General features: G+C 67.8%; 26 protein-coding genes. 10 read left to right on the forward strand and 16 right to left on the reverse strand.

What is annotated here, in order from left to right:
* Positions 1-100: 100 nt before the first annotated feature.
* Positions 101-937 (forward strand): cytochrome c, encoded by an 837-nt coding sequence (locus ASG17_RS07020; RefSeq protein ID WP_056101040.1) that lies wholly within the window; start codon positions 101-103, stop codon positions 935-937.
* Between the two features lie 137 nt (positions 938-1,074).
* On the opposite strand, the gene ASG17_RS07025 is transcribed toward ASG17_RS07020, so the two are convergent.
* Positions 1,075-2,337 carry a DNA polymerase IV gene (locus ASG17_RS07025; protein WP_082496144.1) on the reverse strand — a complete coding sequence of 421 codons (1,263 nt, stop codon included), beginning with the start codon at positions 2,335-2,337 and terminating at the stop codon, positions 1,075-1,077.
* 134 nt (positions 2,338-2,471) lie between these two features.
* On the opposite strand from ASG17_RS07025, the gene ASG17_RS07030 reads away from it, so the two are divergent.
* Both ASG17_RS07030 and ASG17_RS07035 read left to right on the forward strand, forming a co-directional pair.
* Positions 2,472-2,837, forward strand: coding sequence for a response regulator (locus ASG17_RS07030; RefSeq protein ID WP_162238778.1), 366 nt, complete (start codon positions 2,472-2,474; stop codon positions 2,835-2,837).
* A 7-nt stretch (positions 2,838-2,844) separates the two neighbouring features.
* Positions 2,845-4,209: a PleD family two-component system response regulator gene (locus ASG17_RS07035; protein WP_056101045.1), complete on the forward strand. Its 1,365-nt coding sequence runs from the start codon at positions 2,845-2,847 to the stop codon at positions 4,207-4,209.
* 222 nt (positions 4,210-4,431) lie between these two features.
* On the opposite strand, the gene rpmG is transcribed toward ASG17_RS07035, so the two are convergent.
* Positions 4,432-4,599, reverse strand: coding sequence for a 50S ribosomal protein L33 (rpmG, locus tag ASG17_RS07040; protein WP_056101047.1), 168 nt, complete (start codon positions 4,597-4,599; stop codon positions 4,432-4,434).
* Between the two features lie 129 nt (positions 4,600-4,728).
* Between rpmG and ASG17_RS07045 the strand changes: the two genes are divergently transcribed.
* A complete protein-coding gene (locus ASG17_RS07045) occupies positions 4,729-5,292 on the forward strand; it encodes a hypothetical protein (protein WP_056101050.1) in 564 nt (187 codons plus the stop codon).
* Between the two features lie 136 nt (positions 5,293-5,428).
* Here the strand turns inward: ASG17_RS07045 and ASG17_RS07050 are convergent, their stop codons facing one another.
* The 4 genes from ASG17_RS07050 to rnr form a co-directional block, all read right to left on the reverse strand.
* Positions 5,429-5,839 carry a DUF5990 family protein gene (locus ASG17_RS07050; RefSeq protein WP_056101054.1) on the reverse strand — a complete coding sequence of 137 codons (411 nt, stop codon included), beginning with the start codon at positions 5,837-5,839 and terminating at the stop codon, positions 5,429-5,431.
* A gap of 2 nt (positions 5,840-5,841) precedes the next feature.
* Positions 5,842-6,558, reverse strand: coding sequence for an NUDIX domain-containing protein (locus ASG17_RS07055; protein ID WP_056103226.1), 717 nt, complete (start codon positions 6,556-6,558; stop codon positions 5,842-5,844).
* Between the two features lie 69 nt (positions 6,559-6,627).
* On the reverse strand, positions 6,628-6,756 hold the full coding sequence (locus tag ASG17_RS15935) for a hypothetical protein (protein WP_255354004.1): 129 nt from the start codon (positions 6,754-6,756) through the stop codon (positions 6,628-6,630).
* Complete coding sequence (rnr, locus tag ASG17_RS07060; protein ID WP_056101057.1) at positions 6,753-9,077, reverse strand: ribonuclease R; 2,325 nt, start codon at positions 9,075-9,077, stop codon at positions 6,753-6,755. Before rnr ends, ASG17_RS15935 begins: the two co-directional genes overlap by 4 nt.
* Before the next feature lie 107 nt (positions 9,078-9,184).
* Here rnr and ASG17_RS07065 point away from each other — a divergent pair, with 107 nt between their 5' ends.
* Together ASG17_RS07065 and ASG17_RS07070 are read left to right on the forward strand one after the other, a co-directional pair.
* On the forward strand, positions 9,185-10,585 hold the full coding sequence (locus tag ASG17_RS07065) for a pyridoxal-phosphate dependent enzyme (RefSeq protein WP_056101059.1): 1,401 nt from the start codon (positions 9,185-9,187) through the stop codon (positions 10,583-10,585).
* Between the two features lie 4 nt (positions 10,586-10,589).
* Positions 10,590-11,768, forward strand: coding sequence for a PLP-dependent aspartate aminotransferase family protein (locus ASG17_RS07070; protein ID WP_056101061.1), 1,179 nt, complete (start codon positions 10,590-10,592; stop codon positions 11,766-11,768).
* A 43-nt stretch (positions 11,769-11,811) separates the two neighbouring features.
* Here ASG17_RS07070 and ASG17_RS07075 read toward each other — a convergent pair whose 3' ends face one another.
* The 7 genes from ASG17_RS07075 to ASG17_RS07100 all read right to left on the reverse strand — a co-directional run bounded on the left by ASG17_RS07075 (position 11,812) and on the right by ASG17_RS07100 (position 16,666).
* The gene (locus ASG17_RS07075; protein ID WP_056101064.1) at positions 11,812-12,405 is read right to left on the reverse strand and encodes a fasciclin domain-containing protein; all 594 of its coding nucleotides are present in this window, start codon (positions 12,403-12,405) and stop codon (positions 11,812-11,814) included.
* A gap of 125 nt (positions 12,406-12,530) precedes the next feature.
* Complete coding sequence (locus ASG17_RS07080; protein ID WP_082496145.1) at positions 12,531-13,211, reverse strand: TorF family putative porin; 681 nt, start codon at positions 13,209-13,211, stop codon at positions 12,531-12,533.
* 93 nt (positions 13,212-13,304) lie between these two features.
* Entirely contained in the window at positions 13,305-13,559 is a 255-nt protein-coding gene (locus tag ASG17_RS07085) for a hypothetical protein (protein WP_056101068.1), read from the reverse strand.
* 24 nt (positions 13,560-13,583) lie between these two features.
* Complete coding sequence (locus ASG17_RS15440; RefSeq protein WP_156367757.1) at positions 13,584-13,757, reverse strand: hypothetical protein; 174 nt, start codon at positions 13,755-13,757, stop codon at positions 13,584-13,586.
* A gap of 58 nt (positions 13,758-13,815) precedes the next feature.
* Positions 13,816-14,028, reverse strand: coding sequence for a cold-shock protein (locus tag ASG17_RS07090; protein ID WP_056101072.1), 213 nt, complete (start codon positions 14,026-14,028; stop codon positions 13,816-13,818).
* A 176-nt stretch (positions 14,029-14,204) separates the two neighbouring features.
* A complete protein-coding gene (locus ASG17_RS07095; protein WP_056101075.1) occupies positions 14,205-15,143 on the reverse strand; it encodes a nitronate monooxygenase family protein in 939 nt (312 codons plus the stop codon).
* A 242-nt stretch (positions 15,144-15,385) separates the two neighbouring features.
* Positions 15,386-16,666, reverse strand: a complete 1,281-nt coding sequence (locus tag ASG17_RS07100; RefSeq protein WP_056101077.1) for a lytic murein transglycosylase — start codon at positions 16,664-16,666, stop codon at positions 15,386-15,388.
* 447 nt (positions 16,667-17,113) lie between these two features.
* On the opposite strand from ASG17_RS07100, the gene ykgO reads away from it, so the two are divergent.
* The 3 genes from ykgO (at position 17,114) to ASG17_RS07115 (ending at position 18,154) form a co-directional block, all read left to right on the forward strand.
* Positions 17,114-17,239: a type B 50S ribosomal protein L36 gene (ykgO, locus tag ASG17_RS07105; RefSeq protein WP_055832286.1), complete on the forward strand. Its 126-nt coding sequence runs from the start codon at positions 17,114-17,116 to the stop codon at positions 17,237-17,239.
* A gap of 168 nt (positions 17,240-17,407) precedes the next feature.
* Complete coding sequence (locus ASG17_RS07110; protein WP_056101079.1) at positions 17,408-17,683, forward strand: DUF2312 domain-containing protein; 276 nt, start codon at positions 17,408-17,410, stop codon at positions 17,681-17,683.
* Between the two features lie 141 nt (positions 17,684-17,824).
* Positions 17,825-18,154 (forward strand): hypothetical protein, encoded by a 330-nt coding sequence (locus ASG17_RS07115; protein ID WP_056101082.1) that lies wholly within the window; start codon positions 17,825-17,827, stop codon positions 18,152-18,154.
* Here ASG17_RS07115 and ASG17_RS07120 read toward each other — a convergent pair.
* A complete protein-coding gene (locus tag ASG17_RS07120) occupies positions 18,142-18,954 on the reverse strand; it encodes a transglutaminase family protein (RefSeq protein WP_056101085.1) in 813 nt (270 codons plus the stop codon). The two genes, ASG17_RS07115 and ASG17_RS07120, sit on opposite strands and share 13 nt — an antisense overlap.
* Positions 18,955-18,956: 2 nt before the next feature.
* Positions 18,957-19,898 carry a transglutaminase family protein gene (locus ASG17_RS07125; protein ID WP_056101088.1) on the reverse strand — a complete coding sequence of 314 codons (942 nt, stop codon included), beginning with the start codon at positions 19,896-19,898 and terminating at the stop codon, positions 18,957-18,959.
* Between ASG17_RS07125 and ASG17_RS07130 the strand changes: the two genes are divergently transcribed.
* Complete coding sequence (locus ASG17_RS07130) at positions 19,897-20,694, forward strand: N-formylglutamate amidohydrolase (protein WP_056101092.1); 798 nt, start codon at positions 19,897-19,899, stop codon at positions 20,692-20,694. The two genes, ASG17_RS07125 and ASG17_RS07130, sit on opposite strands and share 2 nt — an antisense overlap.
* Here the strand turns inward: ASG17_RS07130 and ASG17_RS07135 are convergent.
* On the reverse strand, positions 20,678-22,126 hold the full coding sequence (locus ASG17_RS07135) for a sigma-54 dependent transcriptional regulator (RefSeq protein ID WP_056101096.1): 1,449 nt from the start codon (positions 22,124-22,126) through the stop codon (positions 20,678-20,680). The two genes, ASG17_RS07130 and ASG17_RS07135, sit on opposite strands and share 17 nt — an antisense overlap.
* Positions 22,127-22,195: the final 69 nt, after the last annotated feature.

The following is a 22,195-nucleotide window of genomic DNA, read 5'->3' on the forward strand; positions in this document are numbered from 1 at the left end:
TTCAACGCCATGAACGCTCTCCGCTCCTCGGGCGGAGAGCGTTCCGCGCCGGTTGCGCGAACGGCGGTCTCTGTCATGGTGGCGGCCGGAGGGCCTCGCCATGCGGATACTGAAGCTGATCGGTCTGGGCGTGGCGATCCTGCTGATCGTGGCGGTTGGCAGCGTTTATGGGGCCAGCGAATACGCCGCGCGGCGAACGCATGCCTATACGCCCAGCGCGGTCCGGGCGGCCGTGGGGCCGGAGGCGGTGGCGCGGGATGGGCGTCTGGCGGTGGTCTATGGCTGCACCGGCTGTCACGGCCCGCAACTGCACGGGCAGGAGTGGCAGGACGACGCGATGCACGGGCGGCTGTGGACCGCAAATCTGACGCGGGCGATGCCGAACTATACCGACGCCCAGCTGGTCGCCGCGATTCGCGAGGGCGTGCGGCATGACGGGCGCGGCCTGTGGGGCATGCCGTCCGAGGGCTATATCGAGGTGACGGACGCCGAGATGGCCGACTTGCTGGCGTGGTTGCGGACGCATCAGCCTGCCGGCGCCGAGACGCCGACGACAAGGTTCGGGCCGCTGGGGCGGCTGAACATCTTCCGGCGCGAGTCGAAGACCTCGCCCGCCTGGGTGACCGAGGCGCGGGCCAATCCGGCGTTCGACGCGGGGCCGGCGTTCGCGCATGGGCGGCATTTGGCGGCGACGCTCTGTTCGGAGTGCCACGGGTCGAACCTGAAAGGGCAGCCGGGCTTCACGCCGGACCTGCTGATGGCGGCGTCGTATGACGCGGCGGGCTTCTCCAGCTTCATGCGGACGGGCGTGGCGGCGGACGGCAAGGAGAAGGGGCTGATGACCGAGGTGGCGCGGGAGCGGCTGGTGCACCTGAGCGATCAGGAGGTGGCGGACCTTTACGCCTATCTGCGGAAGCGCGCGGAAGAGGCGCCGTGAGATCGCTCTCCGCCCCCTGGGCGGAGACAGGCGACGAAGTCGCCAGAGGCGGGCCCGAAGACGCCAGCCCTGAACTTGCCCGCCTCTGCTCGCTACGCTCGCTGTCTCCGCCCAGGGGGCGGAGAGCGTCCCGCGCTTTATTTTTCAGACCTGAGCGCCCGGCCCGCCACCACGGCGCCCTGGCCGAAGCGGTCGCGGAGCTTGTCGATGGCGGTTTCGGTCTTGAGGCGGCGGGTCTCGGGGGTTTCGAACAGGGCGGGGGCGGCGTCTTCGGCGTCGACGATCTCGGCCATGCCGATGCCGATCAGGCGGTAGGGACGGCCCAGCTCGGGCTTCATCAGATCGCGGCCGGCGGCGAACAGGGCGCGGGCGGTCTGGACCGGCTCGGGCAGGCTGATGCGGCGTGTGACGATCTTGAAGTCGGTGCGGCGCAGCTTCAGCACGATGACGCGGCTGGCGACGCCGTCGCGGCGGGCCTTGGACGCCAGCTTCTCGCACAGGGGCCAGAGTTCGGCCTCCAGCGCCTCGGCGGTGGTGAGATCCTCGTTGAAGGTGTTTTCGGCGCTCATGCCCTTGCGGTCGTGGTCGGGATTGACCCGGCGGGCGTCGCGGCCGTGGGCGAGGTCGTGCAGGCGCAGGCCGCTCTCGCCATACTTCTTGACCAGATCGCGGACTTCGGCGCGAGCCAGGTCGCCAATAGTGTTGAAGCCGTCGCTGCGCAGGGCCTTGCCGAAGACGGGGCCGACGCCGGGCAGGGCGGTGACGGGGCGGGGGGCGAGAAGGGCTTGCGCGCCCGCGCGGTCGATGACGGAGAAGCCGCGCGGCTTGTCCATTTCGGACGCCATCTTGGCCAGGAAGCGGTTGGGGGCCAGGCCGATGGAGACGGTCAGGCCGGTCTCGCGCTCGATGCGGTTCTGGACGCGGACCAGTTGCAGCGCCGGCGGGCCGCCGTTCAGGCGCTCTGTGCCTGACAGATCGACCCAGGCCTCGTCCAGCGACAGGGTCTGGATCAGCGGCGTCAGCTGAGCCAGAGCGCCGAGGATGCGGCCGGACTCGAAGACGTATTTGCTGAAGTCCGGCTTGATGATCACGGCGTCGGGACAGGCCTTCAGCGCCTTGAACATCGGCATGGCCGAGCCGACGCCATACTGGCGCGCGACGTAGCAGGCGGTGGAGACGACGCCGCGCTTGCCGCCGCCGACGATCACCGGCTTGTCCCGCAGCTCGGGGCGGTCGCGCTTCTCCACCGAGGCGTAGAAGGCGTCGCAGTCCAGGTGGGCGATGGTCAGCTGGTCCAGCTCGCCGTTGGCGATGACCCGCCGCGAACTGCACGCTGGACAGCGCGTGACCGGCGTCGGCTGGGTCGTCTCACAGTCGCGGCAGATGGCCTGGATGGCCAAGGCGAAAGCCTCCGGTACGGCGATGGCCGCCGCTTCACGCCAACTTAAGACTGGATGCCCATATTGCCATCCGAGATGGCGAAAAGCCTCCAGGCGCACCGCGCCATAAGCGAGGCAACAGGCCGAAGGTGATGATGTCGAAGAAGGTCCTCATCGTCGAGGATAACGAGCTGAACATGAAGCTTTTTCATGATCTGCTCGATTCCCAGGGCTACGAGACCCTGCAGACCCGCGAAGGGCTGCAGGCGATGGCCTTGGCGCGTCAGCATCGTCCCGACCTGATCCTGATGGACATCCAGCTGCCCGAGATCAGCGGCCTGGAGGTCACCAAGTGGCTGAAGGACGACGAGGAGCTGAACCACATCCCGGTGGTGGCCGTGACCGCCTTCGCCATGAAGGGCGACGAGGAGCGGATCCGCCAGGGCGGCTGCGAGGCCTATATCTCCAAGCCGATCTCGGTGATGCATTTCCTCGACGTCGTTCGGAAGCATCTGGGCTGATCCGGAAATGAGTGCGCGCGTCCTTGTCGTCGATGACGTCGAAGCCAACGTCCGGCTTCTCGAAGCCAAGCTGACCATCGAATATTTCGACGTCCTGACCTGCAACGACGGGGCCAGCGCGATCGAGCTGGCCGGGGCGGAACAGCCGGACATCATCCTGCTGGACGTCATGATGCCCGGCATGGACGGGTTCGAGACGTGCCGCAGGCTGAAGGCCGATGCGACGACGCGGCATATTCCTGTCGTGCTGGTGACCGCGCTGGACGGGCGCGAGGACCGCATCCGGGGGCTGGACGCGGGCGCCGACGATTTCATCACCAAGCCGCTGGACGACGTGATCCTGTTCGCGCGCGTGCGCAGCCTGATCCGGCTGAAGCAGGTGACCGACGAACTGCGCGAACGCGAGGCCAGCGGTCAGCGGCTGGGCGTAGACGCCTCGGGCGGCGGGCGTCTGCGAGCGTCGGGCGCGCGGATCCTGGTGGTGGACGACAATCCGCGCCAGCTGGAAAAGATCGCCGTCGAGCTGGCCAAGGAGCATCGCCCCTTGATCGAGGCGGACGCCGAAAAGGGGCTGGCGGCGGCGTCCGGTCCGATCGACCTGATGATCGTCAATACGATGGCGCAGGGCTTCGACGGGCTGCGCCTGATCGCCCAGGCGCGGTCCAATGCGTCGACGCGCAAACTGCCGATACTGGCCATCGTCGATCAGGGCGACCGACCGCGTCTGGTCAAGGCGCTGGAGCTGGGCGCCAACGACGTGCTGTCAAAGCCGGTCGACGCCGAGGAACTGGCCGCCCGGGTCCGCACCCAGATCCGGCGCAAGCGCTATGCCGACGTGCTGAAGGAACGGCTGGACTACAGCCTGGAGATGGCGGTCACCGATGCCCTGACCGGCCTGCACAACCGCCGCTACATGGTCGGTCAACTGGACGCCCTGATGAACCGCGCGAAGCAGGGCGGTGAGCCCGTGTCTGTGCTGGTTCTGGACATCGACCACTTCAAGGCGGTCAACGACGGCTTCGGCCACGACGCCGGGGACGAGGTGTTGCGTGAGTTTTCCGTGCGTCTGGCCACCAACGTCCGCGCGATCGATCTGCCGTGCAGGATGGGCGGCGAGGAGTTCGTGGTGGTCATGCCGGGCGCCGAACTGGACGCCGCGCACCGCATCGCCGACCGCATCCGCCGCGACGTCGGCTCCACGCCCTTCCCGGTGATGGACGGCGCCGAGCACCTGAACATCACCATCTCCATCGGCGTTGCCACCAGCCACGGCGGCGACGACACGCCGGCCGCCCTGCTGAAGCGGGCGGACGAGGGGGTGTATGAGGCGAAGGCCGGTGGGCGGAACCAGGTCGTGGCGCGGGCGGCCTAGAGGCGCCCCATTTCTTTCGTCATCCCCCGACTTGATCGGGGGGCGAAGCGGCGCCGAAGGCGATCTTTCAGCAGGCAGCGCTCTCGACAGGTTCGCGCTCTCGCGCGCCGCCTTGTCCCCCGGTCTCCGCTGCGCTCCGCCGGAGGATGACGAAAGAGGAGGGGCAATTGAAAACGCCCGGCCTTTCGACCGGGCGCCTGAAATCCAGTGAGGCGTGACGCCTTACTTGATCTTGCCTTCCTTGAACTCGACGTGCTTGCGCACGACGGGGTCGTACTTCTTGACGATCATTTTCTCGGTCATGGTGCGGGCGTTCTTCTTGGTGACGTAGAAGAAGCCGGTGTCCGCCGTGGAGTTCAGGCGGATCTTGATGGAAGCCGGTTTGGCCATCGGAATTACCTCTGCGACGGCCGTGAGCCGCTGAAATGGAAGGCGCGGAACATACTCAGGGCGGCCCGGAAGTCAACCGGACCAGAAGGCGCGTTGAACAGGCGTATCCGAGCGGTCACGCTGACGCTCATGCGAACCCTGATCCTGACCGCTGCATCCGCCCTTCTGATGGCCGCCTGCGCCACGACGCCCAAGGCGGCGAACCCGCAGGATATCTTCCTGGCGCGGCTGAACGCCCTGTGCGGACAGCGGTTCGAGGGGCGGGTCGTGACGACCGACGCGGCCGACGCCGACTTCGCCTCCAGCCGGTTGGTCATGCATGTGCGCGACTGCGCGCCGGACGAGGTGGGGATACCCTTCGCCGTGGGTGAGGACCGCTCGCGGCGCTGGGTGGTGACGCGGACGGATGCCGGACTGCGACTGAAGCACGATCACCGCGATCCGGCGGGAGAGATTCACGGCTATCACATGTACGGCGGCGACACGGCTGGGCCGGGAACGGCCGAGCGGCAGGAATTCCCGGTGGATTCCGAATCGATCGCGCAGTTCGTCGCCGGCGGGGCCGAGGTCTCGACCACCAACGTCTGGGCCGTCGAAGTCCATCCGGGGCGCATGTTCGCCTATGAGCTGCGGCGGCCCAGCGGGCGCTTCCTGCGGGTGGAGTTCGACCTGACGCGGCCGGTGGCGGAGTAGCCCCTTCTTTCGTCATCCTCGGGCGCAGCGAAGCGGAGACCGGGCGGTCCGGCTGAAAGATCGCCTACGCTTCGCGCCGCCGCCGCCTTGTCCCCCGATCAAGTCGGGGGATGACGAAAGATAGCGAGAGGCGCGGCTAGTGCGCCGTCCAGCCCGTTAGAGAGCGCACCGTTGCGCAGGCGGGCGTGCCGTCCTTGCCGCGGCCGGGCAGGCGGATCTCCAGCGTCCGGCCCTGACGCGCCTGATCCAGCAAGGCAGGCGGGATGTCGTGGATGTCAATCTTGGCGCGGCGGTTCAGGTCCGTGCCGTGCTGGCCGGCGGACTGGCCGATGCGGATGTAGACGAAGCGGCGCTTCGGCCCCTCCCGGCGCACGAACGGCCCGAGGAAGCGGCCGTCGTCGGTCAGTCGGACCGGCACGTCGAAAGAAAGGGGCGCGTCGGTCGCCGTGACGGGCTCGAAGACGGCGTCGTCCTGCTGCAGGCCGTAGCGCACGCCTGGAACGGGGTCGTCGATGGTCAGGCGCAGCGTGATGACGGTCTCGGTCATGCTCACTCCCGATGCTCCACGACGTGGCGGCCGCGCACCATGCGGACCAGCGGCAGGGGGCGGCGGGGGCTGTCCAGCCGCTCGGCCACCTCATCGAGAATATAGCGTGTGATGGCCGGCAAGTCCTGGCCGCGCGCCTCGACCAAGGTCAGCCAGGCGATCTCGTCCAGCTCGCGCGAGACGGCGGCGGCGTCCGGATTCAGCAGTCGGTCCGCGTCAGCCATGAAGAACCGGGCGTCGAAGCGGCGCACGCGGCCCGGCGGGGTGATGGCGCGGGCAACGTAACTGAGGGCTTCGAGGTCGGGCAGGGCGCCCGCGGCCCGGAAGTCCCGCCACGGGCCGGCGACGGCGCGCGGCGCGGCCGGGCGGGCCAGCATCAGGCCGGTCTCCTCGAAGGTTTCACGCACCGCGGCCAGGGCCAAGGCGCGGGCGCGGTGCGGCGGCAGTTCACGGTTCAGGCGGATCGCGGCGTCATCCGCCAGATCGGTGGCCGAGGCGGCGGTGAAATCGGACCGGTCGATCCGCCCGCCCGGAAACACCCATTTGGCGCCCATGAAGACATGGCCCGGCGCGCGGCGGCCCATCAGCACGGCAGCGCCGGAGCCCTGGCCTCGCACGAGGATCAGGGTGGCGGCGTCCTTGGGACGCTGGGCCACGCCGGGCCTGCGCGGGGCGTCGGCGAGATCCTGGGCGGCGTCGAAGGGTTGAGGGGCTGCCATCCTCGACGCCATGAACCCCGGGACCTAGACAGGCAAGTCGGTCTTGCGGCGGGCCGCGCGAAGCCGCCCTTAGACAGCCACGTCGGACGGGCCGCGCCTGCTGGCGATCGACTTGGCGGCATGGGCCTGGCTGAGCAGGCGCAGGATGTTCTCTTCCGAAGGGCTGAGGGCGTCAGGAATGAGTGCTGTGGCGATCACCGGCGCTTGCCCTTGCGGACGCCTTTGGGCGTTCCGCCACGTGGCGGTTTGGGTCCGCCAGGTCGGTTGGAGCCGCGTTTCGGCGGACCGTTGCCGCCGGCGCCCGCACTTCGGCCGTCATTACGGCCACGCATGCCCAGGCGCGGAGCTTGAGCGTTCGGGTCGCGGGGGTCGGGGTCGCTGAGCATCTCGAAGATCAGGCCGCCCGTGACGGGGGTGGCCTCCATCAGCTTGACCTCGACCCGCTTGCCCAGGGGCCAGCGGCGGCCGGTGCGTTCGCCGACCAGGGCGTGGGTGCGGTCGTCGTGGCCGAAGTATTCGCCGCCCAGTGAGGACACGGGGACCAGGCCGTCGGCGCCCGTCTCGTCCAGCCGCACGAACAGGCCGAAGCGGGTGACGCCGGTGATGCGGCCGGTGAAGGCGCCGCCGACGCGGTCCTGAAGGAAGGCGGCGATGTAGCGGTCCATGGCGTCACGCTCGGCGGCCATGGAGCGCCGCTCGGTCATGACGACGTGGTCGGCGATGGCGGGCAGTTCGGCGATCTCTCGGTCGGTCAGGCCATCCTTGCCCAGACCCAAGGCGCGGATCAGGCCGCGGTGGACGATCAGGTCGGAGTAGCGCCGGATCGGCGAGGTGAAGTGGGCGTAGCGGTCCAGGTTCAGGCCGAAGTGGCCGACGTTCTCGGCGCTGTAGATGGCCTGCATCTGGCTGCGCAGGACCACCTCGTTGACGACCTCGGCGTGTTCGGTTTCGCGCGTCTCGTCCAGCAGCTTGTTGAAGCGTTTGGTCGTGGCCGGTTCGCCCTTGGTCCAGGGCTTGCCGATGGTCTGGAGAAAGTCGCCCAGGTTGAACAGCTTCTCCTGGCTGGGCGTGTCGTGGATGCGGTAGAGCAGGGGCGTCTTCTTCTGCTCCAGCGTCTCAGCGGCGCAGACATTGGCCTGGATCATCATCTCCTCGATCAGGCGGTGGGCCTCGAGCGAGGTGCGCTTTTCGATCGAGGTGATCTCGCCGTTCGTCATGTGGATGCGGCGCTCGGCAGACTCGATCTGGAGGGGGCTGCGCTTCAGCCGGCCCTTGAGCATGGCGTCGTAGGCGTTCCACAGCGGGTGGACGATGGCCTCCATGATGGGGCCGGTCGCATCGTCCGGCTGGCCGTCGATAGCGGCCTGTGCCTGTTCGTAGCTGAGCTTGGCATGCGATCGCATCAGGCCGCGCACGAACTTGTGGCCGGTCTTCCGGCCCTCCTTGTCGAACACCATCCGCACGGCCAGGCAGGCGCGGTTCTCGCCCTCCCGAAGGCTGCACAGGCCGGCCGACAGCACCTCCGGCAGCATCGGTTCGACGCGGTCGGGGAAGTAGGTCGAGTTGCCCTTCTCCCGCGCCTCGCGGTCCAGCGCCGTGCCGGGCCGGACGTAGGCGGCGACATCGGCGATGGCGACCCAGACAATCCAGCCGCCCTCGTTTCTGGCGTCCTCGTCGCGGTGGGCGAAGACGGCGTCGTCGTGGTCGCGGGCGTCGGCGGGGTCGATGGTGATCAGCGGCAGGTCGCGCAGGTCCTCGCGGCCCTTCAGCGACGGCAGTTCCTGATGCTCGGCCTCGGCCTCGACCGCCTGGGAGAAGCCGGTCGGGACGCTGTGGGTGTGGATGGCGATCAGGGATGCGGCGCGGGGGTCGTCCTCCTTGCCGATGGTCTCCAAGATCTTGCCGCGCTTGGGCCCATAGCGTTGGTCGCCCTTTTCGATGGCGGCCACGACCAGGTCGCCGTCTCTCAAGCCCTCGGCCTGGGCGGCGGGGACCAGCAGAACGTCCTTGGACCGCTTGTCGACGGGCTCGACCCGGACCTCGCGGGCGGACTTGCGGATGACGCCGAGCACGCGGCTGCGTTCTGAGTCCAGCTTCTTGATCAGGCGGGCTTCCCAGCCGTCGACGCCCTGCTGGAACTTGACCAGCAGGCGGTCGCCCATGCCGGGGGCGGGGCCGGGCTTGGAGCGGTCGGGGACCAGCAGGGCGCGCGGCGCGTCGGCCGAGGCCTCGACCAGGCGGACGAAGAAGTCGCCGTCCACGTCGCGCTCGACTACATCGGCCACGCCGACAGGCGGCAGGGCGCCGGCCTCACTGAAGCCCTTCTTGCCGCGCGTGCCGAGTTTGCCTTCGGCCTCCAGCTCGCGGATCATTTCGCGCAGGGCTCGGCGGTCGCCGCCTTTCAGGCCAAAGTGGCGGGCGATGTCGGTTTTCTCGGCCGAGCCCTGCTCGCGCAGGAAGGCCAGAAGCGTGTCTTTGTCAGGCAGGCCGGCGGGCGGCCGTTTCGGTGATTTGTTCATTGCGTCCTTTGGTAGCGCGGAACCGCGCGGTTGGGTCAAATCTTGCGTGAGTTGACCGTGTGAAGTGTGGGCGTCAGCTTCCGCCCGAAAACGGATTGGAGTCGTCCATGAGCCTGTCATCCCCCGCGCTGAGCGCTCCGGTGTCCTCGCCGCTGTCGCTGATCGGCAAGACGCCGATGGTGGAGGTGACGCGGATCGACACCGGGCCTTGCCGGCTGTTCCTCAAGCTGGAGAGCCAGAACCCCGGCGGGTCGATCAAGGACCGGATCGCCGTGTCCATGCTGGATGCGGCGGAGGCCGAGGGCTTCCTGAAGCCGGGCGGGACCATCGTCGAGGCCACCGCCGGCAACACCGGCCTGGCCCTGACGCTGGTGGGCCGGTCGCGCGGATATAAGGTGCTGCTGGTCATCCCGGACAAGATGTCCAAGGAAAAGATCCAGCATCTCAGGGCCATGGGCGCGGATGTTCGCCTGACCCGCTCGGACGTGCCGCACGGGCACCCGGACTATTACACCGATATGGCCGAGCGTCTGGCGCAGGGCATTCCGGGCGGCTTCTACGTCAATCAGTTCGCCAATGCCGCCAACGCCGAGGCGCATGTGAAGACGACGGGGCCTGAGATCTGGGAACAGATGGGGGGTCATCTGGACGCCTTCGTGGCCGGCATCGGCTCGGGCGGGACGATCACGGGCACAGCCCAGTTCCTGAAAAGCGTGGGGTCGAAGGCCGAGATCATCCTGGCCGACCCGGTGGGATCGACGCTGGCGGGTATCGTCAACGAGGGCGTACCGGGGCCGGAGGGCAGCTATTCGGTCGAGGGCATCGGCCAGAACTTCGTGCCCGACACGGCGGACATGAGCCTGATCGACAAGGCCTATTCGATCCCGGACTCGGAAGCGATCGCAACGGCGCGCGACCTGCTGTTGAAGGAAGGCATCCTGGGCGGGTCGTCATCCGGCACCCTGATCGCGGCGGCGCTTCGCTGGTGCCGAGAACAGACCGAGCCGAAGGTGTGCGTTACCTTCGTCTGCGACACGGGGGCGAAGTATCTGTCCAAGGTATACAACGACGCCTGGCTGGCCGAGCAGGGTCTGTCTGACCGGCCGTTGCATGGCGACCTGTCCGACCTGATCACGCGCAAATACGCGTCAGGCGACATGGTCGTCAGCGGCCCGGACGACAGTCTGGACAGCGCCTTCAAGCGGATGAAGAGCGCGGATGTCAGCCAGCTGCCCGTGATCCAGGAGGGTCGCCTGGTCGGGATCCTGGACGACAGCGACATCGTGCACATCATGAACACCGACGAGATCACCCGGCAGGCGCGCTTCGCCAAGCCGGTGTCGTCTGCCATGTCGCGCGATCTGGACACCCTGCAGGTATCGGAACCGCTGGACGCCCTGATCCCCATCTTCGACCGCGACCGCGTGGCCTTGGTCTTCGAAGGTGATGCCTTCGTCGGCCTGATCACGCGCACCGACCTGATCAACCACCTCAGCCTGAACCGGTAAGCGCATGGCCGACCTGAAGAACAGCCAGGGTTTCTCCACCCGCGCCATCCATGCCGGGCAGCGGCCGGACCCGACGACGGGGGCGGTGATGACGCCCATCTACGCCACCTCGACCTACGCCCAGGAAAGCCCGGGGGTGAACAAGGGCTATGAGTATGCGCGGGGCAAGAACCCGACGCGCGAGGCGTTCGAGGCCTGCATCGCCGATCTGGAAGGCGGGGTTCAGGCGTTCGGGTTCGGGTCCGGAATGGCCGCGACATCGACCGCGCTGGAGCTGCTGGACGCGGGGTCGCACATCGTCACCGGCGATGACCTGTACGGTGGATCCTGGCGATTGTTCGAACGGGTTCGGCGGCGGTCGATGGGGCTGGATTTCGCCTATGTCGACATGGCCGACCTGAGCGCGGTCGAGGCCGCGATCACGCCAAAGACGAAGATGATCTGGGCGGAGACTCCGACCAATCCGATGATGAAGCTGACCGACATCGCGGGGCTGTCGGCGATCGCCAGGGCGCACGGCCTGCTGCTGGTGGTGGACAACACCTTCGCCACGCCGTGGAGCCAGAGGCCGCTTTCGCTGGGCGCCGACGTGGTCATGCATTCGGCCACGAAATATCTGAACGGCCACTCCGACATCATCGGCGGCGTTCTGGTGGCGGGTTCGGACGCGGTCGCCAAGGAACTGAAGTTCCTTCAGAATTCCATCGGTGGGGTGATGGGGCCGTTCGACGCCTTCCTGGCCAACCGGGGGCTGAAGACGCTGGGCCTGCGAATGAAGGCGCATAACGAAAACGCCCTGGCCATCGCGCGCTGGCTGGAGGCGCGGGCGGGAAGGCCGGGCGGCGGCGTGGCCAAGGTCATCTATCCCGGTTTGATCAGCCACCCGCAGCACGCGTTGGCGACGCGGCAGATGAATGGTCGGTACGGCGGCATGGTCACGGTTCTGATCGACGGCGACCTGGCGCGCACGAAGCGGTTTCTGGAGCGGGTCCAGGTCTTCACCCTGGCCGAGTCGCTGGGCGGCGTCGAAAGCCTTGTCAATCACCCGGCCATCATGACCCACGCCTCGGTGCCAAAGGAGGTACGAGAGGCGGGCGGGGTGACGGAAAACCTGATCCGCCTGTCGGTCGGCGTCGAGGATCTGGACGACCTGATCGCTGATCTGGATCAGGCGCTGAGCTAAAGAGAGATCAGGAGGGAGGCTGACGCCTCCCTCCTGATGACCTTTAGTTAGGCATCGAAACGGCGTCGGTGACGTGGATCACGCCATTCGACTGGAAGACGTCGGCTTGCGTCACTCGGGCGGTTCCGCCCTTCTCGTCGGTCAGCACGACGGTCGAGCCGTCCAGGCTGGCGGTCAGAATGCCGCCCTCGACGGTCGTGAGCGCGGCGCTGCCGCCGCCGGCCTCGATCAGGGCGACGACGTCGGCCGCGGTCACCCGGCCGGCGACGACGTGGTAGGTCAGGATCTTGGTCAGGGTCGCCTTGTTCTCAGGCATGACAAGGGTTTCAACCGTACCGGCGGGCAGTGCGGCGAAGGCGTCGTCGGTTGGGGCGAAGACGGTGAAGGGACCGGTCCCCGACAGGGTCTCGACCAGGCCGGCCGCCTTGACTGCGGCGACCAGCGTCGTGTGGATGGGGGACGCGATCGCATTCTCGACGATGGTCTTGGTCGGGTACATGGCGGCGCCGCCCACGGTGACTTCCGCATGTCCCATGGCGGCATGGTCCTGGGCGGTCATGGACTGAGCGAGGGCGGCGGGGGCGGCGGAGAGCAAGGCCGCTACGGAAACGGCGCCGGCGAGGGTTGTGAACTTCATGGGAGGTCTTCCTGTGACGGCCGCATCAAGGCGACGGGTACAGGGACGAGTCCGGCGTCGACCCGGATGCCTAAAGACCGATCGCGCGGCAACCGGCCGCAGGCCGCAGCGCCGACCGCCGCCGGCTAAAAGCCGAAAGCGATCCCGGCGACCAGGGCGTCTTCATACTGACGACCGGCGAGGTCGGCGTCGGCGTCGGTGCTGTAATAAGTCAGGGAGACCGACGCCTGGCGGCTGACGGCGTATTCGACGCCCACGTTCCAGCCCACGTAGTCCGGCGCGTTTTCCTGGCTGCGGTGTCCAATCTCGGCCTGGGCCTTCAGCTTCGGCGCCAGCGTCACGCCGGCGCGGGCCGCCACCCACGTCCAGGCGCCGGTCGATCCCGTCCCGTCCGGCGAGTGCTGCAGGCGGACACGCCCCTTCACGGGGCCGATCGCGCGCGCCGCGTCGGCGGTGAACTCCCAGGCGTCGTGGTCATAACCGGGGTCGGCGTCGACGCGATATTTGTAGGCGACGTTGGCGTCCCACTCGAAGCCCAGGCGCTCGGTGCGGAAGCCGGCGCTGGGCGAAAGCTCCAGCCGCGAGCCGCCCGCGTCGATCGTCTCGAAGGCCGGGCCCGCGTAGAGGCCCGAAGCGGCGCCCCATTCCGCTTCACCCCAGACATAGGCGCCCAGGTCGGATTTGGAGACGTCCTTGGACCGATTGTCGGACGCCGCACCAAAGGCAAAGCTCCACGGTTGGTCCTGAGCCGCCGCCGGCATGCCGACGGCGGCGAGCGCGCAGATGATGGTCAGGCAACGGATCATGAGGGGTCCCGGCGAATGCCGTACGCCCTAACCCGTTTTCGACAGTTTTGCGACAGTGCGACGACAGCATCCGTGGCGACGCGTCAGGCCGCGTTATCGCGCAGGCAGCGCGGTCTGGTGACCGGTGACGGGCGGGACCTTCTTCTTGGCCGGCGCGCGCTTCTTGGGGGCGGCGGTCGAGGGCAGGGCGGCGCGGCGAGCGACCTCTGCGTTGATCAGCGGCAGGATTTCGTCGGCCGCCGTGACCTGAGAGACCGAGCCGGTTTCGACCAGGCGCGTGGCGTTGGCATGCAGGGTGACGAGGTCGGGATCGGTCATCGTCGGCAGTTTTTCGGCAAGCGGGGTCATCGTGGGCCTCTTTCGAAGGAGGCTTCAGGGCCGGCGCGCGAGGCGCCAGCCCTTCAGCTGATTGAAGTCGATCTCGACCATCACGCGATCTCCGATCAGGGAGACATCCATCGGTCGGCCGAGCTTCGGCAAGACCGTGATGAGGTGGCCGTTCGCAAGCCGGACGCGACGGACGCCCAGTGGCAGCAGCTTCACCACTTCACCTTCAAAGGCGATGGCGGCTGGCTCATGAGCCTTTGGGATCGTCCGAGCGATCCTACTCCACCGCCTGAAGGCGGCCGGCGGATTCCTTGCCGCTGCGGGCGTCGCGTTCGACCTCAAAGCCGACCTTCTGGCCTTCGCCGAGCGAGCCCAGGCTGGACGCCTCGACAGCAGAGGCGTGGACGAAGACGTCCTTGCCGCCGTCGTCAGGGGCGATGAAGCCATAACCCTTGGTGGGATTGTACCATTTCACTGTGCCGGTAGCCATTTTCGGACCTCCGTTAGGCATGGGCGCCGGGAGAAATCCCAATGCGCCTGTCGGGTGTCTGAATGGGATCGGCTAGGGACCTAGGCGAACGTGCGAAGGGCAGCGGCGTTACGCAGAAAGAGGTCGACGATCCCTAGATGGGGCGGCGCAGTCGTATTGCAAGGCTTGGCGCGGGATCAGGCCGCGAAGATCGACCGTGCGGCCATGAAGGCGTCGGCCGCGGCATCGAACTCGGAGCGCATTCGGTCGACCAGATCGGCGACCGGGAGGATGTCGCCGATGGCGCCCGCGCCCTGGCCGGCGGACCAGACGGTCTTCCAGGCCTTGGCCTCCTCGCCCATGTCCAGTTTGTGCTCGGGCAGGGACTTGGGATCGATGTTGTTCTCGAGCAGGGACGGCGTCAGGAAGTTGGCCGGGATGCCAGAGACCGCGGGTGTGTAGGTGATGTCCATCGACCCGGCCTCGACGATCATGTCCTTGTAGTGCGGCTGGGCGCGGCTCTCGGTCGTGGCGATGAAGCGCGTGCCCAGATAGGCGAAGTCGGCGCCCATCATGCGGGCGGCGGCGACGTCGCGGCCGGTGGATAGGCAGCCCGACAGGATGATGGTCCCGTCGAAGAAGCCGCGCACCTCCTCGACCAGGGCGAAGGGATTGACCACGCCCGCATGGCCGCCGGCGCCGTTGGCGACCAGGATCAGGCCGTCGACCCCGGCCTGAGCGGCCTTCTTCGCGTGGCGGACATTGGCGATGTCGTGGAAGACCGCGCCGCCGTAGCCGTGGACCGCCTCGACCAGATCGCGCACGGCGCCCAGCGATGTGATGACCAGCGGCACCTTCTCGGCGACCGTGACCTCGAGGTCGGCCATCAGGCGGGTGTTGGTGGGGTGGACGATGTGGTTCACGCCGAAGGCGGCGGCGCCCGGTTGGCTCTCGGCCTTGATCTGCTGGAGCCACTCCCGATAGCCCTCGGTGGTCCGCTGGTTCAGCGACGGGAAGGTGCCGATGACGCCGGCGTTGCAGCAGGCGATGACCAGCTCCGGCCCCGAGACCAGGAACATCGGCGCGGCGATGACGGGCAGCGTCAGCCCCGACTGCAGCGAAGCGGGAATGGCCATGGGGTCGCCTCCGTTTTGTTTCGCTACGCTTAGCGGGGCGACGCGGGGGAAGGCAAATGGGGAGACGGATACCCTCTCCCAGAGCAAGAGGGCTTGAGGCTCCAAGAGCCGAAGGCGATTGGGTAAGCCGAAAGGGTGAGGGGTGGGCGGCTAACAGGTGAGGGCATACCCCTCACCTTTTCGCGCAAGACTGATCGCTGCGCTCCCAGGCGCTCAAGCCCTCTCCCTCTGGGAGAGGGACTTTAGTTCGCGATCCTCACCAGCTCATCCGCCAGGTCGGCGGTCAGATAGCCGTCAGCCAAGCGGTTGTTGGCGACCTGCCAGCGGCGCAGGGCGGCGCGGGTGTTGGCGCCGACGACGCCGTCCACGCCGCCGGTGTCGAAGCCGAGGCGGGTCAGGGCCGACTGGGCGCCGATCCGCTGGTCGCGGGACAGGGGTGCGTCATTGGGCCAGGTCCCCGTCAGCGCCGGCTTGCCCACGATGCCGTCGGCGGTCAGGCCGATGGCCAGGGCGTAGCTGACCGAGTTGTTGTATTTGCGGATGACGTAGTGGTTCGGCAGGGCCAGGAAGGCCGGGCCGCGCGCCCCTTGGGGCAGTAGGATGGCCGCGCCCTCGGCGGCCTCGTCGGACGTCGGCGCGCCGCCGGCGGCCAGGCGGACGCCGCGCTGGGCCCAATAGCTCCACGGATGCTTTGGACCCTCCGCCTCGGCGTAGTCGAAGCCGGCGGGCAGGATGACTTCGTAGCCCCACGTCTGGCCGCGCTTCCAGCCTTCGGTGGCCAGCAGATTGGCGGCGGAGGCCAGGGCGTCGGCGTCCGTGGACCAGATGTCGACCTTGCCGTCGCCGTCCTGATCCACGCCGAGGCGCAGATAGCTGTCCGGCATGAACTGGGTCTGGCCCATGGCGCCGGCCCAGCTGCCCTTGAGGCCCGCGCGCGAGCGGCGGCCGTCGATGACGATGTCGAGCGCGTTCTTCAGCTGGCCCTCGGCCCATTCGCGGCGGCGGCCGTCGTAGGCGAGGGTGGCGAGGGAGCGGATCACGTCATAGTCGCCCTGGACCTGACCGAAGGCGCTTTCCTGGGCCCAGACGCCAACCAGGATCTCGCTGGGCACGCCATAGCGCTGGACGACCGGCCACGGCACGCGATCGACGCGTTGTTTGGCCTGGGCGATGCGGACGGCGGTGACGGCGTTCTGGACATAGGCGCCGGCGGGGCGCGAGAACTCGGGCTGGTTGCGGTCCAGGCGGATGACGCTGGCGTCGGGCGTCACGCCGGCCAGTTCCTGTTCATAGGCCGCGCGGCGGGCCCCGCCCTGACGCGAGAGGAAGCCCTGTTTCCAGCCTTCGAAACCGGCGGCGTCGGCCGCCGTCTGCTCGGCCGTCTGGTTGGACGGCGCGGGCACGGGGGCAGGGGCGGGGCCCTGGGGCGCGGGCGGCGACGGCAGGATCGGCGGGGCCTCGGGCAGCATGGGCGCGCAGGCCGCCACCGCGCCGATCAGCAGAAGTCGAAAGCTGGCTCGCATGATGATGGCGTTTTCCCCGATTAGCCCCGGACGGTAAAGCGCGCGGACGGACAAAGCGTTGCCGCACAATGTGGGTCGCGACGCTTAGGAACGCCTAACCACGTCTGGAAACCTGACCGTAATCCCGTGGCGGCATGATGGCGTCGACCTCGGAACACGGCCTGGTGGCGGAGGGGCGACGCGGCGGGGGTGCAACCCCGCAAACCCTCCGTTCAACTCGGAGGCCAGGCCTCCATCCTTTCCTTCGTTTGTGCGCTATCGCTCGCCGCGCGGCGGCTCGCTGCTTGAGCGCGGGTGTGGTCAACTTGATCGGGTCGTTGTTTTGAAAAGCGTCGTGGCGGCGGCAGCGTTTCTGTTGACGTTTCCGACTCGCCTCTCTATACGCACCGCTCCGCCGCAGGCTCGTCCCGCGGCTTTTCTATTTCGCTTTGCCTCAGGACGACGACCATGAAGGTCCGTAGCTCGCTCAAGTCGCTGAAGACCCGCCACCGCGACTGCAAGGTCGTGCGCCGCAAGGGCGTCGTCTATGTGATCAACAAGACGGACCCGCGCTTCAAGGCGAAGCAGGGCTAAAAGGGCGCAAGCAGCGCGCGATTGAGTCGCGCGCGCCAGCCTATCTTTAAGCCTATCCACAGGTCGCGGGCGTTCGTCCGCGGCCTTTTTCGTGCGCGACGTTGAGCCGGCCTTCCCGGCATGGTTAGCAGTCCGCGACTGTCCCTTTACGCCTGACCGGAGTTTCCCGTGGCCGACGACGCATCCTTTGACGCCAGCCCGGACGTCCTGAACTCTTCTGCGCAAGGCCGCCTTCGCTCGATCGTCGAGCGTCTCGAGCGCCTCGAGGAGGACAAGCAGGCGGTGATGGCCGACCAGAAGGAGGTCTTCGCCGAGGCCAAGGGCGAGGGCTACGACGTCAAGACGCTGCGCAAGGTCCTGCGCATCCGCAAGCAGGACAAGGCCAAGCGGCAGGAGGAAGAGGCCATTCTGGACCTCTATCTCTCGGCGCTCGGCGAGGTCTGACTTCCATATCCGCTCATCCCGGCGGAAGCCGGACCCAGTGAGAGCCGCATCAGGCGCGTTTGGTGTTCGAAACCCGACGTGTCAGCGTGATCGCGCCGCTCGGACTGGGTCCCGGCTTCCGCCGGGTTGAACGGACAAAGGATGCAGCGAAAACCGCCCGAAAATCCCTTCGAGGCCGAGCGCAAGGCGGCGCAGCGCAAGGCGTTGAACGCCCTGAAGCGGGCCAAGCGCGCGGCCGACAAGGCCGGGATCGCCCTGTCGGAATGGGAGGGCGAGTTCATCGAATCGGTCGGAGACCGGATCAAGGAACATGGCCGCGCCTTCGCCGATCCGGAGAAGGGCGCGCCGGGTCAGGCGCTGTCGGCCATGCAGGGCCGCAAGCTGAAAGAGATCACGGCCAAGGCGAAGGGTGAGACGCCCAAACCGCGCTGGGGACAGCGCAGGGCGCCGCCGAAGACTCAGATCGACTGAACCTCGTCGGTGTGGACCTCGAAGCGCGTCAGACGCGCCTGGCCGAACGCCGTGGTCAGGGCGGCGTCGGTGGCGTCGCGGCCGCGCGCCATCGGGATGCGGCCGATGCGGGGCTTGTTATGGCGGGCGTCGAAGGTGTGCCAGGCGCCGCCCAGATAGACTTCGAACCAGGCGGAGAAGTCCATCGGCGCGTCCACGGGCGGGATGCCGATGTCGCCCAGATAGCCGGTGCAGTACCGCGCCGGGATATTCATGCAGCGCGACAGGGTGATAGCGAGGTGGGCGAAGTCGCGGCAGACGCCGGCACGCTCGTTGTGGGCGTCCCAGGCGGTCTTGGACGCGCGGGCGTGGTGATAGCCGAACTCAATGCGGTCATGCGTGTAGTCGCAGATGGCCTGGACCCGTTTCCAGCCGGGCTCGACGCCGCCGAAAAGACTCCAGGCGGTCTCCAGCAGCCGGTCAGTCTCGCAGTACCGGCTGCCGAGGAGGAAGATCAGCACCTCCTCCGGCAGGTCTTCGACGCGGTGCTGGACGGCGTCCGCGTTGACTGGGTCCGGCAGGCCGCTGTCCTGGACCACGATATCGCACGACAGGTTCAGCCCGCCGGGCGGGACGGTGAAACGCGTGACCGTATTTCCGAAGCTGTCCTGATAGTCGAACATCGGGACGTCGGGGGTGGCGACGATGCGGTGGGTGGTGCGCAGGTCATGGTGGCGCGAGGGATGGATGCTGAGCAACGCCATCATCGGCGTCGGCGTCTCGGTCTCGAAGCGTATGTCGTAGCCGGTGCGGATCAGCATGGTCAGTGCAACTCTTTGGAAGACTTGGGCAACACCCTGGAAGGCTTGGAGATCCCGGCCTGCGGCTCTTGGTCCGCGTGGACCGATATGTCCACGGCTACGTCCATGTCGATGAAACTGCCCGGGAAGCCGCGATAGGTGCCGTACAGCGGCGTCGCCTGATAGGGGTCGCGGGCGATGGCGACGCGGATCAGGCCGCGATTTCCAATGATGCCGTTGGTCGGATCAAACTCGACCCAGCCGGAGCCGGGGACGAAGATGCGGACCCAGGCGTGGGTGTTTCCGCCGCCCACGCGTCCCTCGGTCACGCTGGGCGAATAGACGTAGCCGGAGACGAACCGGGCGGCGAAGCCCAGGGCGCGCACCGCCTCGATCATCAGGACGGCGAAGTCACGGCAGGTGCCCTCGCGCTTCATCAGCGTGTCCAGCGGGCTCTGCACGCCCTTCTCGGGCCGGGGGATGTAGGTGAAGTCGCGCTTGATGGCGCGGGTCATGTCGCTGAGCAGACGCAGGGTGCCGGTGCGACTGTCCTTGTCCAGGAAGGTCCGGGCCCAGTGGTCGATCTGGCGGAAGGGGTCGTGATGCTGACGCTCGATGGAGCGCAGCAGGTCGGGCATGTCTTCGGACGAATAGGTGAAGGGATAGTCGCGGGCGTAGGCCTCGATGTCGATGCGCTCAGGCTCGACCGGCGTGTGCTCCATGCTCACGCGGCTGTCGAAGCGCAGTTCGGTGGCGCGGCGGTCGAAGCGGGCGATGCCGACGGCGTTGCCGAAGACGTCCTGAACCCAACGCAGCTCGTTCGGTTCGGGGGTGATGACCAGTTCAGCGTCGATCAGGCGCTGGTCATAGCTCTCCAGCGGACGCACCATGATGCGATGCTCGTCGAAGGACACCGGCTGGCGATACCGGTAGGTCGTGACGTGAGAAATGGAGAGGACAGGCATGGCGGAGAGTTCGGTCGAGGCGCGCGCAGGATTGCTCGGCCCCAATGACCCCCCTCCAACGCGGATTTACAATGCCGATGGAGCGTCACCGTTCCTGTTGCTGGGCGATCATGCCGGCAACCGTGTCCCAAATGCCCTAGGTGATCTCGGCGTCAGCGACGCCGAACGGGCGCGCCACATCGGCTGGGACATCGGCATCCAGGCTCTGGGCGAGGCGCTGGCGGACCGGCTGGACGCCGCCTTCATCAGCCAGACCTATTCGCGGCTGGTGATAGACTGCAACCGCGATCCGAACCGGGCGGACGCCTGCCCTGAGGTCAGCGACGGGACGCCCATCCCGGCCAATGTCGGGCTGTCAGCAGCGGATCGGCAGGCGCGGGTGGCGGCGATCCATGCCCCCTATCAGACGGCGATCACCGAGGTTCTGGCCACACGAGACATGGCCGGGCGGGCGACGGTGCTCGTGTCGCTGCACAGCTTCACGCCGCGGATGAACGAGTTCGACCGGCCGTGGCAGGCCGGCGTGCTTCACGACGGGTCGAACGACGCCTTCGCGCGCCTTTTGCTTGAGGTGATGCAAGAGGATCGGGCTCTAACCATTGGAGACAATGAGCCTTACGCCATGAACGGGACCGACCACACGGTGCCTCGCCACGCCTTTGAGGATGGGCGGCCGTATGTCGAGCTGGAGATCCGGCAGGACCTGCTGGCGGCGTCAGATGGGCCCGAGGCCTGGTCCGCGCGTCTCGATCAATGGTTGACGGGGACGCTTAACGTGCTCAGCCGGCATCCTTGAGGTGCTCTTCCAGTCCCTGTTCGCGGACCTTGCGATACAGGGTTGAGCGACCGATGCCGAGGCGACGGGCGATCTCGCTCATGTGGCCGGCGTAGACCTCGATGGCGTGCTGGATCAGGTCGCGCTCGATCTCCTCCAGCGTCCGCAGATGGCCACGGTCGTCCAGGATGCGGATGGGCGCTTCGGGCGGCGGGGGCAGAGTGACGGTGGCGACGCTGGGCGCCGACGGGGCTGAGGCGGCCTCCAGCTCCGGGGCGAAGACGCCCGAGATGGCGGGAAAGTCGTGCGGCTGCAGGAAGGGCGCGTCGGCCAGGACGATGGCGCGATAGACGGCGTTCTCCAGCTGGCGGACGTTGCCGGGCCAGTCGTGGGCGGCCAGGAGCGCCAGGGTCTCGGGCGAGCAGCCCGCGACGCGCTTGCCCTCCTCGGCGTTGAAGCGGGTGATGAAGTGGTCGATCAAGGCCGGGATGTCCTCGCGCCGCTCGCGCAGGGCCGGGGCTTCGATCGGGAAGACGTTCAGGCGATAGAACAGGTCCTCGCGGAACAGGCCGGCTTGGACCTGGCGGCTGAGCTCGCGGTTGGTGGCGGACAGGACGCGCACGTCGACGCGGACGGGGCGCTTGCCGCCGACCGGATCAATCTCGCTCTCCTGAAGCGCGCGCAGCAGCTTGACCTGCATGTCCAGCGGCAGCTCGCCGATCTCGTCCAGAAACAGGGTGCCGCCGTCCGCCTCGCGGAACTTGCCCAGGGTTTTGTCTACGGCGCCGGTGAAGGCGCCCTTCTCGTGCCCAAACAGGATGGACTCGACCAGATTGACGGGCAGGGCGCCGCAGTTGACGGCGACGAAGGGCTTGCCGGCGCGGTCGCTGGCGCCGTGCAGGGCGCGGGCGATGACCTCCTTGCCGACGCCGCTTTCGCCGGTGATCAACACCGGAATGGAGGACCTGGCGGCGCGGGCGCCCAGCGACTTGACCATCCGCATCGCGGGGCTTGAGCCGACCAGGTCGTCGAAGGAGAAGCGGCCCTGGACGCGCTTGGTCAAGCGGCCGACCTCGGCGGTCAGCTGGGTCATCTGAAGTGCGTTGCGGACGCCGACGATCAGCCGCTCGGGCGAGACCGGCTTGACGAAGAAGTCGTTGGCGCCCGCCTGCATGGCCTTGACCACCGTGTCGACGCCGGCGTTGGCGGTCAGGACGATGACGGGCGTCGTGACGCCCGCGCTGCGCAGCTCGGCCAGGGTCTCCATGCCGGACAGGCCGGGCATGACCATGTCCAGCAGGATGACGTCGGCGCCGTCGCCACGCACCATACGGTCGATGGCGTCGCCGCCGTTCTCTGCCTGGGCCACCTGATAGCCGTCACGCTCCAGCGCCGCCTGCAACAGGCGTCGTTGGGTCGGATCGTCGTCCACCACCAGCACGGTCTTGGCCATCGGACAGCCCCTTCATCACCGGCCGTCGTCTTGGCGCGACTGGCTCGTTTCGGGACGGTTTGTACGGTC

The organism is Brevundimonas sp. Leaf363, from assembly GCF_001424025.1.
Taxonomy (GTDB): domain Bacteria; phylum Pseudomonadota; class Alphaproteobacteria; order Caulobacterales; family Caulobacteraceae; genus Brevundimonas.

Coding starts and splice junctions, on each gene's coding strand:
- ykgO (WP_055832286.1), top strand. CDS start 17,114: ATGAAGGTCCGTAGCTCGCTCAAGTCGCTGAAGACCCGCCACCGCGAC.
- ASG17_RS07130 (WP_056101092.1), top strand. CDS start 19,897: ATGGCGGAGAGTTCGGTCGAGGCGCGCGCAGGATTGCTCGGCCCCAAT.
- ASG17_RS07100 (WP_056101077.1), bottom strand. CDS start 16,666: ATGCGAGCCAGCTTTCGACTTCTGCTGATCGGCGCGGTGGCGGCCTGC.
- ASG17_RS07115 (WP_056101082.1), top strand. CDS start 17,825: ATGCAGCGAAAACCGCCCGAAAATCCCTTCGAGGCCGAGCGCAAGGCG.
- rpmG (WP_056101047.1), bottom strand. CDS start 4,599: ATGGCCAAACCGGCTTCCATCAAGATCCGCCTGAACTCCACGGCGGAC.
- ASG17_RS07095 (WP_056101075.1), bottom strand. CDS start 15,143: ATGGCCATTCCCGCTTCGCTGCAGTCGGGGCTGACGCTGCCCGTCATC.
- ASG17_RS07030 (WP_162238778.1), top strand. CDS start 2,472: ATGTCGAAGAAGGTCCTCATCGTCGAGGATAACGAGCTGAACATGAAG.
- ASG17_RS07065 (WP_056101059.1), top strand. CDS start 9,185: ATGAGCCTGTCATCCCCCGCGCTGAGCGCTCCGGTGTCCTCGCCGCTG.
- ASG17_RS07070 (WP_056101061.1), top strand. CDS start 10,590: ATGGCCGACCTGAAGAACAGCCAGGGTTTCTCCACCCGCGCCATCCAT.
- ASG17_RS07055 (WP_056103226.1), bottom strand. CDS start 6,558: ATGGCAGCCCCTCAACCCTTCGACGCCGCCCAGGATCTCGCCGACGCC.
- ASG17_RS07035 (WP_056101045.1), top strand. CDS start 2,845: ATGAGTGCGCGCGTCCTTGTCGTCGATGACGTCGAAGCCAACGTCCGG.
- ASG17_RS07085 (WP_056101068.1), bottom strand. CDS start 13,559: ATGACCCCGCTTGCCGAAAAACTGCCGACGATGACCGATCCCGACCTC.
- ASG17_RS07045 (WP_056101050.1), top strand. CDS start 4,729: ATGCGAACCCTGATCCTGACCGCTGCATCCGCCCTTCTGATGGCCGCC.
- ASG17_RS07080 (WP_082496145.1), bottom strand. CDS start 13,211: ATGATCCGTTGCCTGACCATCATCTGCGCGCTCGCCGCCGTCGGCATG.
- ASG17_RS07020 (WP_056101040.1), top strand. CDS start 101: ATGCGGATACTGAAGCTGATCGGTCTGGGCGTGGCGATCCTGCTGATC.
- rnr (WP_056101057.1), bottom strand. CDS start 9,077: ATGAACAAATCACCGAAACGGCCGCCCGCCGGCCTGCCTGACAAAGAC.
- ASG17_RS07125 (WP_056101088.1), bottom strand. CDS start 19,898: ATGCCTGTCCTCTCCATTTCTCACGTCACGACCTACCGGTATCGCCAG.
- ASG17_RS07050 (WP_056101054.1), bottom strand. CDS start 5,839: ATGACCGAGACCGTCATCACGCTGCGCCTGACCATCGACGACCCCGTT.
- ASG17_RS07090 (WP_056101072.1), bottom strand. CDS start 14,028: ATGGCTACCGGCACAGTGAAATGGTACAATCCCACCAAGGGTTATGGC.
- ASG17_RS07075 (WP_056101064.1), bottom strand. CDS start 12,405: ATGAAGTTCACAACCCTCGCCGGCGCCGTTTCCGTAGCGGCCTTGCTC.
- ASG17_RS07120 (WP_056101085.1), bottom strand. CDS start 18,954: ATGCTGATCCGCACCGGCTACGACATACGCTTCGAGACCGAGACGCCG.
- ASG17_RS07135 (WP_056101096.1), bottom strand. CDS start 22,126: ATGGCCAAGACCGTGCTGGTGGTGGACGACGATCCGACCCAACGACGC.